Annotated in this window: 16 protein-coding genes and 1 tRNA gene; 15 read left to right on the top strand and 2 right to left on the bottom strand. The window is 63.1% G+C overall.

Annotated elements, in window-relative coordinates:
• Positions 1–2: 2 nt before the first annotated feature.
• From radA to rnr, 8 genes are all read left to right on the top strand, one after another.
• Entirely contained in the window at positions 3–1,370 is a 1,368-nt protein-coding gene (gene radA, locus K3174_RS01920) for a DNA repair protein RadA (protein WP_221555203.1), read from the top strand.
• 20 nt (positions 1,371–1,390) lie between these two features.
• Positions 1,391–1,912: a CvpA family protein gene (locus tag K3174_RS01915; protein WP_221555202.1), complete on the top strand. Its 522-nt coding sequence runs from the start codon at positions 1,391–1,393 to the stop codon at positions 1,910–1,912.
• Positions 1,912–2,346 carry an iron-sulfur cluster assembly scaffold protein gene (locus tag K3174_RS01910; protein WP_221555201.1) on the top strand — a complete coding sequence of 145 codons (435 nt, stop codon included), beginning with the start codon at positions 1,912–1,914 and terminating at the stop codon, positions 2,344–2,346. Before K3174_RS01915 ends, K3174_RS01910 begins: the two co-directional genes overlap by 1 nt.
• 45 nt (positions 2,347–2,391) lie before the next feature.
• Positions 2,392–4,038, top strand: a complete 1,647-nt coding sequence (locus tag K3174_RS01905) for an MFS transporter (protein ID WP_221555200.1) — start codon at positions 2,392–2,394, stop codon at positions 4,036–4,038.
• Positions 4,039–4,045: 7 nt separating this feature from the next.
• Entirely contained in the window at positions 4,046–5,080 is a 1,035-nt protein-coding gene (gene alr / locus K3174_RS01900; RefSeq protein ID WP_221555199.1) for an alanine racemase, read from the top strand.
• 78 nt (positions 5,081–5,158) lie between these two features.
• On the top strand, positions 5,159–5,701 hold the full coding sequence (gene phaR / locus K3174_RS01895; RefSeq protein ID WP_221555198.1) for a polyhydroxyalkanoate synthesis repressor PhaR: 543 nt from the start codon (positions 5,159–5,161) through the stop codon (positions 5,699–5,701).
• A 49-nt stretch (positions 5,702–5,750) separates the two neighbouring features.
• Positions 5,751–7,292: a proline--tRNA ligase gene (gene proS / locus K3174_RS01890; protein WP_221555197.1), complete on the top strand. Its 1,542-nt coding sequence runs from the start codon at positions 5,751–5,753 to the stop codon at positions 7,290–7,292.
• A 77-nt stretch (positions 7,293–7,369) separates the two neighbouring features.
• The gene (rnr, locus tag K3174_RS01885) at positions 7,370–9,625 is read left to right on the top strand and encodes a ribonuclease R (RefSeq protein ID WP_221555196.1); all 2,256 of its coding nucleotides are present in this window, start codon (positions 7,370–7,372) and stop codon (positions 9,623–9,625) included.
• A gap of 91 nt (positions 9,626–9,716) precedes the next feature.
• Here the strand turns inward: rnr and K3174_RS01880 are convergent, their stop codons facing one another.
• The gene (locus K3174_RS01880; RefSeq protein ID WP_221555195.1) at positions 9,717–10,169 is read right to left on the bottom strand and encodes a universal stress protein; all 453 of its coding nucleotides are present in this window, start codon (positions 10,167–10,169) and stop codon (positions 9,717–9,719) included.
• 134 nt (positions 10,170–10,303) lie between these two features.
• Between K3174_RS01880 and K3174_RS01875 the strand changes: the two genes are divergently transcribed.
• The 5 genes from K3174_RS01875 (at position 10,304) to K3174_RS01855 (ending at position 16,119) form a co-directional block, all read left to right on the top strand.
• Positions 10,304–11,623: a pyruvate dehydrogenase complex dihydrolipoamide acetyltransferase gene (locus K3174_RS01875; RefSeq protein WP_221555194.1), complete on the top strand. Its 1,320-nt coding sequence runs from the start codon at positions 10,304–10,306 to the stop codon at positions 11,621–11,623.
• Positions 11,623–12,192 carry a hypothetical protein gene (locus tag K3174_RS01870; protein WP_221555193.1) on the top strand — a complete coding sequence of 190 codons (570 nt, stop codon included), beginning with the start codon at positions 11,623–11,625 and terminating at the stop codon, positions 12,190–12,192. The genes K3174_RS01875 and K3174_RS01870 overlap by 1 nt, the downstream gene beginning before the upstream one ends.
• The gene (locus K3174_RS01865) at positions 12,185–12,559 is read left to right on the top strand and encodes an acyl-CoA thioesterase (protein ID WP_221555192.1); all 375 of its coding nucleotides are present in this window, start codon (positions 12,185–12,187) and stop codon (positions 12,557–12,559) included. The genes K3174_RS01870 and K3174_RS01865 overlap by 8 nt, the downstream gene beginning before the upstream one ends.
• 256 nt (positions 12,560–12,815) lie before the next feature.
• Positions 12,816–14,231 carry a dihydrolipoyl dehydrogenase gene (lpdA, locus tag K3174_RS01860; RefSeq protein WP_221555191.1) on the top strand — a complete coding sequence of 472 codons (1,416 nt, stop codon included), beginning with the start codon at positions 12,816–12,818 and terminating at the stop codon, positions 14,229–14,231.
• A 28-nt stretch (positions 14,232–14,259) separates the two neighbouring features.
• Complete coding sequence (locus tag K3174_RS01855) at positions 14,260–16,119, top strand: cation:proton antiporter domain-containing protein (protein ID WP_221555190.1); 1,860 nt, start codon at positions 14,260–14,262, stop codon at positions 16,117–16,119.
• Positions 16,120–16,301: 182 nt separating this feature from the next.
• On the opposite strand, the gene K3174_RS01850 is transcribed toward K3174_RS01855, so the two are convergent.
• Positions 16,302–16,391, bottom strand: a tRNA-Ser gene (locus K3174_RS01850).
• A 123-nt stretch (positions 16,392–16,514) separates the two neighbouring features.
• Between K3174_RS01850 and K3174_RS01845 the strand changes: the two genes are divergently transcribed.
• Both K3174_RS01845 and K3174_RS01840 read left to right on the top strand, forming a co-directional pair.
• Positions 16,515–17,537 carry a lytic murein transglycosylase gene (locus tag K3174_RS01845; RefSeq protein WP_221555189.1) on the top strand — a complete coding sequence of 341 codons (1,023 nt, stop codon included), beginning with the start codon at positions 16,515–16,517 and terminating at the stop codon, positions 17,535–17,537.
• 13 nt (positions 17,538–17,550) lie between these two features.
• Positions 17,551–18,519, top strand: a complete 969-nt coding sequence (locus K3174_RS01840; RefSeq protein WP_345719564.1) for an SPOR domain-containing protein — start codon at positions 17,551–17,553, stop codon at positions 18,517–18,519.
• The last annotated feature ends 4 nt before the right edge of the window (positions 18,520–18,523 follow it).

Genomic DNA, 18,523 nt, shown 5'->3' with positions numbered 1-18,523 from the left:
CCATGGCGAAGCCAAAGAAACGCTACGTCTGCCAGGCCTGTGGCAGCGTCTCGCACCGCTGGCAGGGCCAGTGTCCCGACTGCGCGGAATGGAATACGCTGGAGGAAGATGCGCCTGCCACGGTGTTCTCGCTCAAGCACGATCTGTCGAGCGGGGGCAGGGCGGTCCAGTTCGTCGAGCTGGACAAGCCGGGTCCGCTACCCACACGGCAACGGACGGGGCTGGCCGAATTCGACAGGGCGCTGGGCGGCGGGCTTGTCCCCGGTTCGGCGATCCTGCTGGGTGGCGATCCGGGAATCGGGAAATCGACTCTTCTGTTGCAGGCGGCCGCGAGGATCGCGCGCGAGGGGCACGGTGTCGTTTACGTCAGCGGCGAGGAAGCGTCCGCTCAGGTTCGCATGCGTGCCGCGCGGCTCGGCCTGTCCGATGCACCGGTAAAGCTCGCGGCGGCAACGGGCGTGCGCGATATTCTTACGACGCTTGGCACGATGGACGCGCCGAAGCTGCTGGTCATCGATTCGATACAGACCATGCATTCGGACACGATCGAAGGCGCCCCGGGCACGGTCAGCCAGGTGCGGGGCTGTGCGTTCGAATTGATCCGTTATGCCAAGGAGAATGGCGTTGCGCTCGTGCTGGTCGGACATGTGACCAAGGACGGCAGCATCGCCGGCCCCCGCGTGCTCGAACATATGGTCGATGTCGTGATGAGCTTCGAGGGTGAGCGCAGCCACCAGTATCGTATCCTGCGCGCGCTCAAGAACCGCTTCGGTGCAGTGGACGAGATAGGCGTCTTCGCCATGGCGGGGGAAGGACTGGAAGAAGTCGACAACCCCTCCATGCTGTTCCTTTCGGGACGTGAAGAACCGATTGCCGGTAGCGCCGTGTTTTCCGCTATCGAGGGCACGCGCCCGGTCCTCGTGGAAATCCAGGCGCTCATCGTGCGACTGCAATCGGGCGCCACGCCGCGGAGGGCCGTAGTCGGTTGGGACAATGGCCGTCTGGCGATGCTGCTGGCAGTTCTGGAATCACGTTGCGGACTGAATTTCTCTTCGGCGGAAGTGTATCTGAACGTGGCGGGCGGCTATCGGTTGTCCGATCCCGCCGCCGATCTCGCCGTTGCGGCTGCATTGGTCAGCGCGCTGGCGGACAAACCCTTGCCCATGCGCAGCGTATGGCTGGGAGAGGTGTCGCTGGCGGGGGAAATCCGACCGGTCGCCCATGGCGGTCTGCGCTTGCGGGAAGCGGCCAAACTCGGGTTCGAGTACGGTTTTGGCCCAATGGATGTGAAGTCCGGCTCGTCGACGCTCGTCTATAACGGTTTGGGACAACTGGCCAATCTCGTTGACCGGATAATCGGGAGTTCATAAGTCACGGCCGAGGAAGGGCCATGACGGGTTTCGACTACATCGTTCTGCTGATCGTCGGCATCGCCGCTGCGGGCGGCTTCATGCGTGGATTCATGCAGGAAATCCTGTCGCTGGCCGCCTGGGTGCTGGCCGTGTTTGCGATCCGGTTCCTGCACACTCCGCTGACACTGGCGCTGCAGGATTACCTCGGCACCGACATAACGACTGCGCTGCTGTCCTTTGCCCTGCTGTTGTTGATACCCTACGCCGCCATGAAGGTCATCGCGAACAATGTCGGTACGGCATCGCGCAGTTCAATCCTCGGGCCGATCGACCGGGTGCTCGGCTTCGGTTTCGGCGCGCTCAAAGGCACCGTCATCGTGGTCATCGCATTTTCGCTGCTGGTTCTCGGCTACGATACGGTGTGGAGCTACAAGGGGCGGCCCAACTGGATTACGACCGCGCGCAGCTACGAGTTCGTGGATTCGAGTTCGCGGGCGCTGGTGGAGATGCTGGCCGAACGCCGGGCGCATTTACGCGACCAGTCTTCGCCAAGCGAGTGATGGCAGCGTCGCGCGCACCTGTCCTGTATTCGCCAGAGTTGCTGGCGCTGGCGATAGAGCTGGCGGAGGTCCCTTATCGAGCCGATGCTCCGCTAAGGGGGCATGCGCGATCGCGGAGTTGCGGCAGTATCATCGAGCTGTCGTCCAGCGGGTCGACACAACTCGACGGCATCGGAATCAAGGTGACAGCCTGCGCAGTTGGCCAGGCATCGGCTGCGATATTCGCTCGCGAAGCCCAGGGCATGGACGCGGTCGAAGTCGACAGCATGCTGCATGCTCTTGGCAACTGGCTTCAAGGCCACGCTGACAGCTCTATCATGCCCAGGCTCGAACTGCTCGAACCGGCGCGACCGCACCGGGGCCGCCATGAAGCGATCCTCTTGCCGTGGAGAGCCGCGCTGGACGCGCTTTCCAAGGCCCCGGACGCTCGCTAGACCCGCTGTCCATTACGACGAAATTCGCGAATGAGGGAGCGCGACATGGCCGAGGCTGCCGTCAACGGGCAAAGGGAACCGACCGAGAAGGAAATTCGCATGGTCATCGCCGCGAGCAGCGCGGGGACGGTCTTCGAATGGTACGATTTCTTCATCTACGGCACGCTCGCCGGGCTGATCGGGGCTGCGTTCTTTCCGAGCGATAACGAAACCTTGGAGATCCTGCTCGTATGGGCCGGCTTCGCGGTGGGCTTCGGCTTTCGCCCGCTCGGAGCTATCCTGTTCGGCTTCCTCGGCGACCGGCTCGGTCGCAAATACACCTTCCTCGTTACCGTCACACTGATGGGCATCGCGACGGCAGGCGTGGGCCTTATCCCGAGCGCCGCGAGTATCGGCCTGGCCGCTCCGCTGATCGTGATCTGCCTGCGCATCCTGCAAGGCCTGGCGCTGGGCGGCGAATATGGCGGCGCGGCGATCTATGTGGCCGAGCACGCTCCGCCGGAAAAGCGCGGCTTCTACACCAGCTTCATCCAGGCCAGTGTGGCGGGGGGGTTTGTGTTGTCGATCCTCGTAGTCATCTCCTGCCGAGCGCTGATCCCGGCGGATGATTTCGCGGCATGGGGCTGGCGCATACCCTTCCTTCTGTCGATCGTGCTGCTCGGCATCTCGCTCTGGATGCGCCTCAAGCTGTCGGAAAGTCCGGTGTTCCAAGCCATGAAGGCGGCAGGCGAAACCAGCGCCAACCCGTTCACGGAAAGCCTGACCTATCCCGGCAATCCCAAGCGAATCTTCGTGGCGCTGTTCGGCATTACCGGTGTGCTCACGACGATCTGGTACACCGCGTTCTTCTTTGGCCTTTCATTTCTGCGCGGTCCGATGCGCGTCGATGAAAGCCTGGTCGAATGGATGGTGCTGATCGCAGGCACCATTGCAATGAGCTTCTACATCGTTGTCGGAAAATGGTCGGACAAGGTCGGCCGCAAGAAGCCGATCATCATCGGTGCCATCGCCTCGCTCGCGCTCCTGTTCCCGATATTCTGGGGCATCGGCGCGCTTGCCAATCCGGGGCTGGAGGCAAGCTCCCGCGCTGCCCCTGTCACGGTAAATGGCGAACAGTGCGAATACGATCCTTTTGCGGAGGTCCAGGCCAGTCCCTGCGGCCGTGCGCTGCAAGATCTCACCGCATTGGGCGTGCCCTATGCCATTGGCGAGGATAGCGCCCCTTCGCTCGCGATCGGTACGGAGACATACGATTATGCCGATCTGCCCGACGATACGCGCCGTGCAATCGTCCAAGGCTGGCTGGAGACCAACGGATACGATTTCACGCGCCAGACGCCGCCAGTGGTCAGCATACTCGGCATCATCGGCCTGCTGCTGGTGCTCGGCGTACTGTCCGCTCTCACTTACGGGTCGGTCGCGGCCTTGTTGTCGGAGATGTTCCCGGCGAGGATCCGCTACAGTTCGATGTCGATCCCTTATCACATAGGCGCTGGTTATCTCGGCGGATTCCTGCCGCTGATTGCCGGTTATATCGTGGCCATGACCGGCGATGCCTATTCCGGGCTGTGGTACACGATGGCCGTGGTCGGCTTCGGCCTGATCGTTGCGTGGTGGGGTTTGCCCGATGGACCACCGCGGGATTTCGAGGATAGCGAGCGGGATCCGCCCGTCTCGCCCGCCATGCCATGAGTACCAGATGACAGATCTTCCGCCGCCCACCATGCGGCTGCGTATCGATAGCGAAGCACTGGCTCACAACTGGCGCGCACTTCACGCGATGTCGGGCAATGCGCGTGCGGGGGCCGCGGTAAAGGCGAATTGCTACGGTCTCGGTGTCGACCGCGCCGTGCCTGTCCTGCGCGAGGCAGGCTGCCGCGATTTCTTCGTTGCGCATTGGTGCGAGGTTCCCGCGGTCCTGCGTCACGTTCCTGCCGATCGGATCAGCGTGCTCCACGGGCCCCTGAGCGCCGAGGATGTGACTTTTGCCCGCGCGACGGGAGTGCGACCGGTCATCGACAGTCTGCGGCAGGCGAAGCTGTGGGGCGATGGCGGGGGCGGCAGGTGCCACGTGATGATCGACACCGGCATCAACCGCCTGGGCATTGCGCCTGCGGACATCTCCGATCCCGCGGTCCAGTCGCTGGAGGTCGATGTGCTCATGAGCCATTTGGCCTGCGCAGACGAGGACAGCGCCATGAATGCGCGTCAGCTCGCAACATTCCTCTCTTGTATCGGCGGGGTGGCACATCGCGAAGCGAGCCTTGCCAACAGCGCAGGGATCGCGCTTGGCAAGGAATATGCCTTCGCCCTGACACGGCCCGGCCTGGCATTGTATGGCGGCGTGCCCAGAGCCGAACTCGATGGTGCGATACGCCAGGTCGCTTCGCCGGAGGCGGCGCTCATTCAGGTGCGTCGGCTGAATGCAGGGGATAAGGTCGGCTACAACGCGACCTTCACCGCACCTGCGCCGATGAAGGTCGGCGTCGTTTCGCTAGGCTATGCCGACGGCATCCTGAGAAGCTGGGCCGGGGCCCACTTTGTTTCAGGTGACGACAGATTGCCGATCCTGGGCAGGGTTTCCATGGACATGATCGTCGTCGATCTCTCCGAAGCGCCCGATCTGGCCGAAGGCGACTGGGTGGAGCTGCCGTACCACCTGCCCGATGCGGCGCGGCAAACCTCTCTTTCGCAGTATGAACTGCTCACCGTTCTGGGCCATCGCTTCGGTTGACCCTTGCGTGATGTTGCGCTGCGGTTTGTGCACGTGCTAAACCACTCTCGCAACGCACAATTTGGGGGAGCATGCGCAATGGCAAAACGGACCGCCGAGGGTGAACCGATCGTCATCAAGAAATACGCCAACCGGCGGCTCTACAACACCGACACCAGCAGCTACATTACGCTGGACGACCTTGCCAGAATGGTCCGGGAGAATATCGACTTCCACGTTCTCGACGCGAAGACGGGCGACGATATCACGCATACCATCCTGACCCAGATCATCGTGGAAGAGGAAAGCCACGGATCGCAGATGCTGCCCGTCAGCTTCCTGCGCGACCTGATCAGCATGTACGGCAATTCGATGCAGGCGATGATGCCGAGCTATCTCGAAGCCAGCATGGCCAATTTGCGCAAGAACCGCGAACAGCTGCAGGCGGCCTTTGCCAAGGGCATCGAAAGCAACCCGTTTGCCAAGATGGCCGAAGCCAATTTCAAGATGATGCAGAATGCCGCCGAAGCCTTCATCCCGGGCAGCCGCAAGCCGGCGCGGCCCGACCAGCCCGACGAACTGGCCGAGATGCGCAAGCAGATGGCCGAAATGCAGAAGAAGCTGGACGAGATGAGCAAATAGCGGCATCGGCCCGCGCGCCGATCCGACCAGTAATTACGGGAAATACCACTTGGCCCAGATTCGCCATGCCTTGAACACCAAGCGCGAAGATGATTTCGCCGCCTGGTACCAGGAAGTTATCAGCGCCGCCGAAATGGCCGAGGAATCGGGCGTGCGCGGCTGCATGGTGATCCGTCCGTGGGGCTGGGGGATCTGGGAGCGCATGCAACGCCTGCTCGACGACCGGATCAAGACCACCGGGCACGACAATTGCTATTTCCCGCTGTTCATCCCGCTCTCGAATTTCGAGCGCGAGGCAGAGCATGTCGAAGGCTTCGCCAAGGAAATGGCAGTGGTCACGCATCACCGACTGATCGCGGGCAAGGATGGCGGGCTGGTCCCCGATCCGGAGGCGAAGCTCGAAGAACCGCTGGTCGTGCGCCCGACATCGGAAACGATCATCGGCGATGCGATGGCGCGCTGGGTGCAGAGCTGGCGCGATCTGCCGCTGAAGCTCAACCAGTGGGCCAATGTCGTGCGTTGGGAAATGCGCACCCGCATGTTCCTACGCACCAGCGAATTCCTCTGGCAGGAAGGCCACACCGCCCACGCCGACGAGACCGAGGCAAAAGAGCATACCCTCACCATGCTCGAGGTTTATCGCGCGTTTGCGGACGAGGATCTCGCACTGGCCGTGATCGCTGGCGAAAAGCCCGAGAACGAGCGTTTCCCCGGCGCGGTCGAAACCTGGTCGATCGAAGCCATGATGCAGGACGGCAAGGCGCTACAGGCCGGGACCAGCCACTATCTCGGCACCAATTTCGCGCAGGCCAGCGGGATCAAGTTCCAAAACAAGGAAGGTAGTGAAAGCCTCGCGCACACCACCAGCTGGGGTGTGTCCACCCGCATGGTCGGCGGTGTCATCATGACGCATGGCGACGATGATGGTCTGCGCCTTCCGCCCAGGATCGCACCGCAGCAGGTCGTGATCCTGCCCATGCTGCGCGACAAGCCCGAGGACGAGGCTTTGATCGACTATTGCGAGGCGCTGCGTGCCACGCTTGCCGGTCAAAGCGTGTTCGGCGAGCCGCTGCGCGTGCTGCTCGACACCCGCCCCGGCAAGGCCGCGCAGAAGCGCTGGGACTATGTCCGCAAAGGTGCTCCGATCATCGTCGAAGTCGGTAGCCGCGATATGGAAGGCGGCGTGGTTTCCATGCTCCGCCGCGACCGGTTGTGGGATGCCGCGACAGGCAAGGTCGAATTCCAGAATCCCACTCGCGAAGTGGCGGGGCAGACGATTCCCGATATCCTCGCCGACATGCAGAACGCGCTGCTCGCTCAGGCCGCGGAGCGGCGCGACGCGAACGTAACTCGCGGGATCACCGATTTCGCCGAGGTCGAGAAGCATTTCAGCGACTCGCGGTATCCGGGCTGGGTCGAAGTCCAGTGGTCCAGGCCGACCGGCGAGGCGCTGGAGAAAGTCGTGGAACGCCTCAAGGAGCACAAGCTCACCATCCGCAATGTGCCGATGGATGCGGCACCCGTCGATGGCACCTGCATATTCACCGGCGAGCCGGCGGTGGAGCGGGTGTTGCTGGCGAAGGCGTACTAGCACCCCGTGACATAGGGGCCGGTCGTCCCCATATCGTGCGCATGACAAAACAGAACAGGCATCGGCAACCCAAGGGTATGCCGGGCAAAGAACAGATACTCGAATTCATCCAGACCTCTGACAAACCTGCCGGCAAGCGTGAAATCGCCAAGGCTTTCGGGCTGAAGGGGCAGGAAAAGATTGCCCTGAAGAAGCGCCTCAAGGACATGGCCGAAGAGGGCCTGATCGATGGCAGACGCACAGCCTATCACCGCATGGGCGGGGTGCCGAAGGTCACGGTGCTCAAGATCGTTGCGATCGAGGATGGCGAAGTGTTCGCCGAGCCCGAAAACTGGGCGCCGGACAGCAAGGAAAAGCCGCCGCGACTGCTGGTGGTCGAAAGCAAGAAGATGGCCGCTCTCAAGAAGGGCGACCGGATCCTTGCACGCAACGAAGAGACCGGACGTGGCTGGCGCGCCACGCCGATGAAGAAGCTGCCCGCGCGGACCGAGGGGCTGATGGGCGTCGTCGAATTCGACGGCGCGGGAAAGCCGTGGCTTGCGCCGGTCGACAAGCGGGTCCGCGAAAGTGCGCCCATCGGCGAGCTCGGCGAGGCGAAGGAAGGCGAGCTGGTACTCGCGGAACGCATGGGCAAATCCGCCCGGTCCAAGGTCAAAGTGGTAGAGGTTATCGGCGATCCGCTGGCACCCAAAGCCTTCAGCCTGATCGCCATCGCCAAGCACGGCATCCCGCATATATTTGCGAATCAGACGCTCGATGAAGCCCGTTTGGCGACCGAACTGCCGCTGAACACCGATACGCGCGAAGACCTGCGCGATGTGCCCATCGTAGCCATCGACCCCGCCGATGCGCGCGACCATGACGATGCGATCTGGGCCGAACCCGATGGCAAGGGCGGTTACCGCGCAATCGTCGCGATCGCCGATGTCAGCTATTACGTCCGTCCGGGCGGCGCGCTGGACCGCGAGGCGCGCAAGCGCGGTAACTCGGTCTATTTCCCCGATCGCGTCGTGCCCATGCTGCCCGAAGTGCTGAGCGCCGACGTCTGCTCGCTGAAAGAGGACGTCGACCGGGCGGCGATGGCCTGCCACATCCGCGTCGACAAGAATGGCAAGGTCACCGACTGGCGCTTCACCCGCGCCATCGTTCGCCTGGCGAAGAACATCGCTTACGAAGACGCACAGGCCGCCATCGATGCAGGCGATGCGCCCGAATATCTGCAGAACCTGTGGGGCGCGTGGAAACTGCTGTTCAAGGCACGCGAGGCACGCGATCCGCTCGACCTCGAATTGCCCGAGCGGCAGGTGCGCCTCAATGACGACGGTGTGATCGAGGAAATCGCCGTGCGCGAACGGCTCGATGCGCATCGCGTGGTCGAGGACTTCATGATCGCCGCCAATGTCGCCGCGGCCAAGGCGCTGGAGGCCAAGGCCGCCCCCGTGGTCTATCGCATTCACGAAACGCCGAGCCGCGAAAAACTGCTGGCATTCAAGGAATATCTCGCCAGCCAGGGCCGCAAGTTCGCGATGGGTCAGGTGATCACGCCCGGCATCTTCAACCGCATGCTCAAGGACATCGCCGATCCGGCCGAGAAAGCCCTGATCATGGAAGCGGTACTGCGCAGCCAGACGCAGGCCTATTACGGCCCGGCCAATGCGGGGCATTTCGGCCTGTCGCTCGGCAGCTACGCGCATTTCACCTCGCCGATCCGGCGCTATGCCGACCTGCTGGTCCACCGCGCGCTGGTCGATGCCTACAAGCTCGAACAGCCGAAACCGAAGCTGGACCTGCCCGACGGAACCGGCCTGTCAGACCGCGACAGGACCGCGCTGCACCAGATCACCGATGCGATCAGCCAGACCGAGCGCCGCGCGATGGAGGCGGAGCGCGATACGATCGACCGCTATGTCGCGGCCTGGCTTTCGGGCCGCGTCGGCGAAACTTTCGATACGCGCATTACCGGCGTGCAGGGCTTCGGCTTCTTCGCCACGATCGACAAGCTGGGCGGCGACGGGCTGGTCCCGGTCAGCACGCTGGGCCGCGAATATTTCAGCTATGACGAGAAAGCCCAGAAGCTGGTCGGCGAAAGCAGCGGCACCGAATATGCGGTGGGCGACCGGCTCAAGCTCAAGCTGGCCGAAGCCAATGCCCTGACCGGCGCGCTCAAATTCGAAGTTCCCGACAGCGATGGCGCGGGTATCGAACCGCGGGGCAATCGCATGCCCGCGAAGAAACGCACCCATCAGAAGAGGGGGCCCGCAAAGGGCAAGGGCGCCCCGCGCCAGTCGCACGATCAGGGCAAGCGCGGGCGGCCCGGCAATATCCGTCATTAGGGCCGCAAGAAGAAGTAACCGAACGCGGCTCGAAGACGGATCGTCGATCCGCAGAAGGACTAGCCGACCCGCGGAACGCTGACCTGATGGGTCAGGCCAGTTCGTCGATGGCTTCGCGGCTCAGCCCGCCGGGGACGAGGTAGAGCGGGCAGGGCAATTGCCCTGCATGCCCTGCGAAATGCGTCACCAGCGGGCCTGAGCCGCCTTCGGCACTCGTCGCCAGCACCAGCGCGGCGATGTTGCCGTGTTCCTCGATATATTTGCGGATGACGTCGGCGGGCGATCCCGGCCGCACGGCGATGGTGGGCATCTTGCCCATCTCGCCGAAGATGCTGCCTGCCGCGGAATTGGCCATCACTTCGGCGCGTTCGCGCGCCTCCTGCTCGATCGTCGCCTGCACGCCGCCGAAGGCGTTGAAGGTCTGCTGCGGCACCAGCGCGAGTATGTGTACCGAACCGCCCGTCTTGTGCGCGCGGAGCGACGCGAAGCGCAGCGCCTGCTTGGCTTCCTCGGTCTCGTCCATGATGACAAGGTATGTACGCATGTATGCTCCCCAACTCCCTCGGCGGCGAGTTACAAGCTAATTCGTATTCTGCGCAAGGACCTTGCAGCGCACGGCCCTTTTCGCCAGAGGTGCCAACGCACAATCTCCCCAGCGAGGACGTAACGTAAACAGCCATGCCCACGCCGATCAAGATGCCCGCCCTGTCGCCCACCATGGAAGAGGGCACGCTCGCCAAATGGCTGGTGAAGCCGGGGGATAAGGTCAATGCCGGCGACATCATGGCCGAAATCGAAACCGACAAGGCGACGATGGAATTCGAAGCCGTGGACGAAGGCACGATCGCCTCGATCGCGGTCGATGAAGGGACCGAAGGGGTGAAGGTCGGCACCGTCATCGCCATGCTCGCCGAAGAGGGCGAGGATGTGGAGGAAGCGGCGAAGGCTGCGCCTGCTGGTGACGAGGCCAAACCTGAACCCGCCCCCGCTCAGCCTGAGCCTGTCGAAGGCCCCGCTCCGGCACCCGCCGCAAGCGCCGGTGACGGTCCTTCGACAAGCTCAGGACGAGCGGATAGTGGCGCCAAGGGCGACCGCATCATCGCCTCGCCGCTCGCCAAGCGGATTGCCGAACAGAAGGGCATCGACCTGTCCGGCGTGACCGGCAGCGGGCCAAACGGCCGTATCGTCAAGGCCGATGTGGAGGGCGCGACGCCCGGTGCCGCACCCGCGAAGGACGAAGCCGCCGCCCCGCAGGACAGGGGCGAATCCAAGGCCCCCGCCAAAGCACCCGCCGCGAGCGAATTCGGCGCGCCTTACGAGGAAGAAAAGCTCTCCAACGTGCGCAAGGTCATCGCGCGCCGCCTGACGGAGAGCAAGCAGCAGGTGCCGCACTATTATCTCGCGGTCGATATCCGGCTCGATGCGCTGCTCGACCTGCGCAAGCAGCTCAATGCCGGGCTGGAGGCGGACGGGGTCAAGCTGTCGGTCAACGATCTGCTGATCAAGGCGCTGGCCCGCGCGCTGATCCGCGTGCCCGATTGCAATGTCAGCTATCAGGGCGACACGCTGCACCGGTATAGCCGCGCCGATGTGTCGGTTGCGGTCGCTGCGCCGAGCGGCCTCATCACCCCGATCGTCACCGAAGCCGATACGCGCGGCCTCGCCTCGATCAGCACCTCCATGAAGGAGCTGGCCGAGAAGGCACGCGAAGGCAAACTGCAGCCGCATGAATATCAGGGCGGCACCGTCAGCCTGTCCAATCTCGGCATGTTCGGCATCAAGCAATTCGACGCGGTCATCAACCCGCCGCAGGGCATGATCATGGCCGTCGGTGCGGGCGAGCAGCGCCCCTATGTGGTCGACGGCGCGCTGCAGGTCGCCACCGTGATGACCGCCAGCGGCAGCTTCGACCACCGCGCCATCGACGGCGCGACCGGCGCGCAACTGATGGAGGCATTCCAGCAGCTATGCGAAAACCCGATGGGGCTGGTGGTTTGATGGAAAAGAAGGTCGGGAGGGTGACCCTTCGATCTTCTGCGATAAACGCGGAGCCTGCCTCTGCAGAACTAAAGACGTTCCAATGCACATCCGAGAAAATTGACAAAAGCAGTAGTTTTGTCGCCGGAGCATCTGCGATTGCCCTTTTTTTGGGGGCTATTGTTATCTTTGTTTCGCTCCTACGGGATATGGCTGCGAGGGAAGGCGGTGAATTCGTAGGTTGGCTGCTTTTGATATGGCCAATTATATTCCCTTTGGTGATATTTCCCTATTGCTTGCCGCCTTTTTTTCTCTCAGTCGCGATGCTCGTAAGAAGTGGTATCGCCACCGTTCTACTCGCTATAGCTGCAGCTATTAGTCAGATGTTCGCGATCGGCATGTCCGCTTCTCTGGATGAGGGTAAATGTCCACGCGGAAACCACTTCTGCATCGCGTTTAATGATCTCGTCAGCAGCGTTTACATTCTCTCCTGGTTGCTTGGTTTCGGCATGATGATCTTTTTGGGAACGAGAGCGGAGAAACTTCGCAAAGCACAACTCGCGAGCATGCAGGAAGAATTCGATGCCTGACCGCTCCCCCGTCATCCGCGCCACCGCCATGCCGTCCGATCTCAACCCTTATGGCGGGGTGTTCGGCGGGTGGCTGATGAGCCAGATGGCGCTCGGTGCAGGCTCGCTCGCGAGCCGCGAGGGGCAGGGCAAGGCAGTGGTCGTCTCGGCCACCGATTTCGCTTTTCCCGGCGCGATGCAGGTGGGCGACGAGCTGTCGGTCTATTGCGCCGTCGCCGCCACCGGCAACACCTCGCTCACCATCACCGCGGAGGCCATTGCCCGCGAGCGCAATGGCGAGGCGGAAACCAAGGTGGCGCAGGGCACGTTCAAATTCGTCCTGCTCGACGCGAACGACCGCCCGCGTGCGGTGGCCAAATGGGCCTAGCTCCGCTCGTCCTGAGCCTGTCGAGGGACAGGCAACTACCCTTCGACAGGCTCAGAGTAAGCGGGAGTTGTGCGGCAGGTATGACCGCTGTCCTACAGACCACCCGCCATGCGATGGGTGCCCGCATGACCCGTGTCGCGCGCCTTGAAACCTGCACCCATCGAACCCCAAATGCCGCTTCCGTGATCCCCGGATTTTTCACCCTTGGACAGTGTAACACCCGGTCCACTATTCAGGCTCGAAAGGCTTAAGCTGAATGGCTGATACCCAATACGACGTCATCGTTCTCGGCTCCGGACCCGGCGGCTATGTCGCGGCGATTCGCTGCGCGCAGCTCGGGCTGAAGACCGCCATCGTGGAGCGCGAACTGCTCGGCGGCATCTGCCTCAACTGGGGCTGCATCCCGACCAAGGCGCTGCTGCGCTCGGCCGAGATCCTGCATTACGCGCAGCACGCCAAGGATTACGGCCTGAAGATCGCGGGCGCGATCGAGGCCGATCTGGAAGCCGTGGTGAAACGCAGCCGCGGCGTGGCCAAGCAACTCAATCAGGGCGTCACGCATCTGATGAAGAAGAACAAGATCGCCGTGCATATGGGCGAGGGCGTGCTGACCGGCCCGACATCGCTCACCGTCAAAGGCGAGAAGGGCGAAGAGAAGCTCACTGCCAAACATGTGATCGTCGCCACCGGCGCGCGCGCCCGCGACCTGCCCTTCGCCAAGGCCGACGGCAAGCGCGTATGGACCTATCGTCATGCCATGACACCGCCCGAAATGCCCAAGAAGCTGCTGGTCATCGGCAGCGGCGCGATCGGGATCGAGTTCGCCAGCTTCTACAACGATATGGGCTGCGAAGTGACCGTGGTGGAGATGCTCGACCGCATCGTGCCGGTCGAAGACAAGGACGTCTCCGCCTTCCTCGAAAAGAGCCTGACCAAGCAGGGCATGACCATCATGACCGGCGCGGGTGTCGAGGATCTCAAGGTCAGCGACAAGGGCGTCAAGGCCAAGATCAAGGACGCCAAGGGCAAGGTCAGCGAAACCGAGTTCAGCCACTGCATCACGGCCATCGGCATCGTGCCGAACACGGAGGATATCGGCCTCGACAAGCTGGCCGAGATGGACCGCGGCTTCATCCAGATCGACGATTACGGCCGCACGAAGTCGAAAGGCCTGTGGGCGATCGGCGACTGCACCCCCGGTCCCTGGCTGGCCCACAAGGCGAGCCACGAAGGCGTCACGACTGCCGAAGCCATCGCCAGGGAGCTGGGCAACAAAGATGTCCATCCGCACCCGCTCGACCGCAACAACATCCCGGGCTGCACCTATTGCCACCCGCAGGTCGCCAGCGTCGGCATGACCGAAGCGAAGGCGAAGGAAGCAGGCTACGAGGTCAAGGCGGGCACCTTCCCCTTCATCGGCAACGGCAAGGCCATCGCGCTGGGCGAGGCCGAGGGCTTCACCAAGACCGTGTTCGACGCGAAGACCGGCGAACTGCTCGGCGCGCATATGGTCGGCGCCGAAGTGACCGAGATGATCCAGGGCTTCGTCGTCGGCAAGACGCTGGAGACGACCGAGGCAGAACTGATGCAGACCATCTTCCCGCATCCGACCATCAGCGAAAGCATGCATGAAAGCGTGCTTGCGAGCTACGGGCGCGCGCTGCATATCTAGGCTGCGCCGCACATAGGGGGAGGGCGAGATGACCGGTTTCCTGATACTCGCCTTCCTGATCCTGATCGCGGGCGTGATCGCCGTCCCGCTGGCGAGCCGCTTCGGCCTGGGTTCGGTGCTCGGCTATCTGCTCGCGGGCATGGCCATCTCGCCGATCCTCGCCTCGCTGAATGTCGATGTCGAGGCGTTGCAGGTCTTTGCCGAATTCGGCGTGGTGATGATGCTGTTCATCATCGGGCTGGAAATGGAACCGCAGCGGCTGTGGGACATGCGCGGCAAGCTGGCCGGGCTGGGCGGCGGGCAGGTGCTGCTGACCACGCTGGCGATCGCAGGCATCGCGCTGATCGACGACCGGCCGTGGCAGACGGCTCTCGCCATCGGCATGATGCTGGCGCTCAGTTCGACCGCGATCATCGTCCAGACGCTGACCGAGAAGGGACTGCTCCGGACCGAAGGCGGCGAGGCGAGCTTCTCCGTCCTGCTGGTCCAGGACGTGGCCGTAATCCCCATTCTCGCGCTGATCCCTCTGCTGGCTCTTCCCGAACTGGGTGCACTGGCCGCAGGCCATGGCGGAGATGGCGCGCATGGCGGGATCGATCTAACCGCATCCATGTCGGGCTGGCTGGCGGGGATTACGCGCATCGGCGCCGTCGCCGCGGTCATCGCCATCGGCATCTTCGCCATCCGCCCGCTGTTCCGCTACATCGCCCGGGCCAATCTGCGCGAACTTTTCACGGCCGCCGCGCTGGTGGTGGTAATCGGGATCGCGCTGCTGATGTCGCTGGTCGGCCTCTCGCCTGCACTCGGCGCCTTCATCGCCGGCGTCGTGTTGGCGACGAGCGAATACCGCCACGAGCTGGAAAGCGATATCAACCCGTTCAAGGGCCTGCTGCTCGGCCTGTTCTTCATCACCGTGGGCGCGGGCATCGACTTCGGGCTCGCCAGCACGATCTGGACCTCGGTCGTCTTCTGGGCGGCTGTCACGATCGCTGCGAAGATGGCGGTGCTGCTGACGGTGGGCTGGTTCTACGGGCTTCGTCGCCAGGCGCTCTGGCTGTTCGCCCTGAGCTTGCCGCAGGCCGGCGAATTCGCCTTCGTCCTGATCGCTTTTGCCGTAGCAAATGCGGTATTCGACCAGGCCTTCGCCGATCTGCTGCTCCTGGTCGTGGCGCTGACCATGCTGGTGACGCCGCTGCTGTTCATCCTCTACGACAAGCTCATCGCCCATGCCTACTTTGCAGGTCAGGCACCGGACGCGTCCGATCCGATCGGGGAAGAAAACCCGATCATCATTGCCGGTCGGGGCCGGGTAGGGGGAATAATCGATCGCATGCTCGATGCTGCCGGGCACCGCGCGACCGTCATCGACTACAACAGCCAGCATCTGGAGAACCTCAAGAAGTTCGGGATCAAGACCTATTACGGCGATGCCACCCGTCCCGACCTGCTGGCCAGCGCGGGGATAGAGCGGGCGCGAATCCTCGTCGTCGCGCTCGACGAGCGCGAGCAGATCGACAAGCTGGTCCGCTATGCCTGCGAAAACTTCCCCAGGCTGCACGTGATCTCGCGCGCGAAAGACCGGGACCATGTCTATCACCTCTGGGCCATGGGCTGCCGCGACATTATCCGCGAAACCTACGACAGTTCGCTCCGCATGGGGCGCTCGGTCTACGAAGCGCTCGGTCATGACCGCCAGGCAGCCATAGCGATGGTGGATGCGTGGGAGGAGATGGACCGGACCTCGATGCGCGAAATCGCCGACGTCTACCGCCTCGACATACCCGCACACGAGAACGAAGCGCTGCTCGCGAAGATCAGAGAGTTGAAGGCCGAATGGGATCCCAAGCTGCGCGACGCGATGGACGAGATAGCAGCACGGCGACACTGAGTTGACGCAGGGCACTCATCTCTACGCACCCGACGCGCGAAACGAGGGCGGCGTGTATAGCTTGCCCGAACCGGAGGGTGCTTTTGCGGAAGTGGCTGCGGAATGCCGGGACGACTACGAAGCTATGCTGCAATACGCGCTTTGAGGCTCATCCCGCAAAGGACCTTACGGGCCTGGTGGGCTGGCGGACAGGGTGGGATTCGAACCCACGAAGGGCTTGCACCCTTGCCGGTTTTCAAGACCGGTGCATTCAACCGCTCTGCCACCTGTCCGCGAGCCGGGCTAGCTAGTCGCATCCGAGCGTTTTGTCACGTCTTTCGGGAACATCGACAACTCGTTCTCTGCAAACGACAGATGACACTTGCCGTTAAGCTTCACTCTGCGACAACTAGCGCATGATTTTCAGACGATTGTTCGCCGCCCTCGGGGCTATCGCGCTTGCCCTGCCGGCGCTTCCTGCACAAGCACAAGGCAATCTGAGTTTCGATGCCTATCTCCAGCTGCTGATTGCCCGCGCCCGGGCGGAGGGGGTCAGCGAAAGCACCCTCCAACGGATGACGACGGGCCTGCAGCCGAACTATCGCGTGATCGAACTCGATCAAAGCCAGCCCGGATCTTCGACCGGCTCCGGGTATCCGCCGCTCGCCCCCTACATCGCGTCGCATGTCGATTCGGCCCGGATCATCGGAGGGCGAAATGCTCGATCGACATGGTCTGGTTCACTGCGATCTATCGAACGTCAGTACGGTGTGCCCGCAGAAATCCTGGTCGCGATCTGGGGCCACGAAACCGCTTATGGCGCGGTCAAGGGCGGCTTCGACCTGTCGCAGGCGCTCGCCACACTGGCGTGGGAGGGGCGCCGCCGCGAATTGTTCGCGAGCGAATGGGTCGCCTTGATGAAAGTGGCCGACAAAGGTTACTCCCGCAGCGAGTTGAAGGGTAGCTGGGCCGGGGCATTCGGCAATCCGCAATTCCTCCCCTCGGTCTATCTGCGCTTGGCGGCCGACGGCAACGGAGACGGCCGCGCGGATATCATGAACAACGGCGCGGATGCGCTGGCCTCGATCGCGAATTATTTCCGCGATGCCGGCTGGCGTACCGGGCAGCCTTGGGGCGTACGCGCCTCCGTGCCATCGGGCTTCAATGTCGGCGCCTATCGCAGCCCCATCGTCGCCCCCGTCTGCTCGCGCGTTCACGAACGGCACAGCGTTTACAAGACGGTTCGCGAATGGCGTGAGCTGGGCATTCAGGCGCAACGCGTGATCGGCGACGATGTCCAGGCAACCCTGTTCCAACCGGACGGGCCGGGAACACCTGCCTGGCTGCTGACCTCGAATTATCGGGTGATCCTTGAATACAACTGCTCGAATTATTACGCGATGAGCGTGGGATTGCTCGCCGATGAAGTCGCAAACTAGATCTCTGTTCGCGGTGGGGGTCGCAGTCGGGGTACTTGGCCTCGGCTCCGGCGCGACAACGGCGCAGACGCGCGGCGCGGCGGCCACGCCGCCAATCGAGAATGGCCCTGCGGCGGATTATCCGATGGTGATCGGCGATCCTTATGTGGTCGACGGCATAACCTATACTCCGGTCGACACGCTGAATTACGACCACGTAGGCTACGCGACGCTCGACGAGTCAGGCGCGTCGGGTGTGACCGGCGCCCACCGCATCTTGCCACTTCCAAGTTATGTCGAGGTCACCGCTCTCGATACCGGTCGTACCATACTGGTCCGGCTCGAACGGCGCGGTCCGATGAGGGGCGATCGTCTAATCGCGCTGTCCGGGGCGGCAATGGCACAGCTTGGCGCAGGCGAAGGCGCCGCGATTCGCATGCGACGCGTCAATCCCCCCGAAGCGCATCGCGCGGAACTGCGGGCGGGGCGCGAGGCTCCACCGCGCATGGATACGCCCGGGGGCCTGCTGGAGGTTCTCAGGCGACGCCTGCCCGAACAGGGCGCCGCAGCGCTCGGCGATCCGCGTCAGGCGACGATAAGCGGAACGGTACCCACTCCCGATGCCATCGCCACACTCGATCCCAACGAGCAGGCCGCTGCGAGCCCAGAGATGGAAGACACGGAAAAAGGCGATCCCGCCACCATCGCCAAGGACGAGCCAGCCCGACCCGAACTGACCATGGCGGTCGAAGGCGGTCCGGCGCGGGCTCCGGTAATGGTCCCGATATCTCCGGATGGAAACTATGTCGTCCAGTTGGGCGCCTTTTCGGTCCGCGCGAATGCGGAGAAAATGGCCCGCCAGGTGCAGGGCAGTATCGTCACTAGCGACAGACTGGCGGTGGTTCGGGTCGGCCCTTTCGCAAGCCGTGGACAGGCCGAACAGGCGCTCGCCAAGCTGCGCGGGCGTGGTTATAAGGAAGCTTTGATACTTTCACTCGAATGACAGA

Origin of the sequence: Qipengyuania qiaonensis, from assembly GCF_019711515.1 — a bacterium.
Lineage (GTDB): Bacteria > Pseudomonadota > Alphaproteobacteria > Sphingomonadales > Sphingomonadaceae > Qipengyuania > Qipengyuania qiaonensis.
This window is presented reverse-complemented; position numbering and strand designations above follow the sequence as displayed.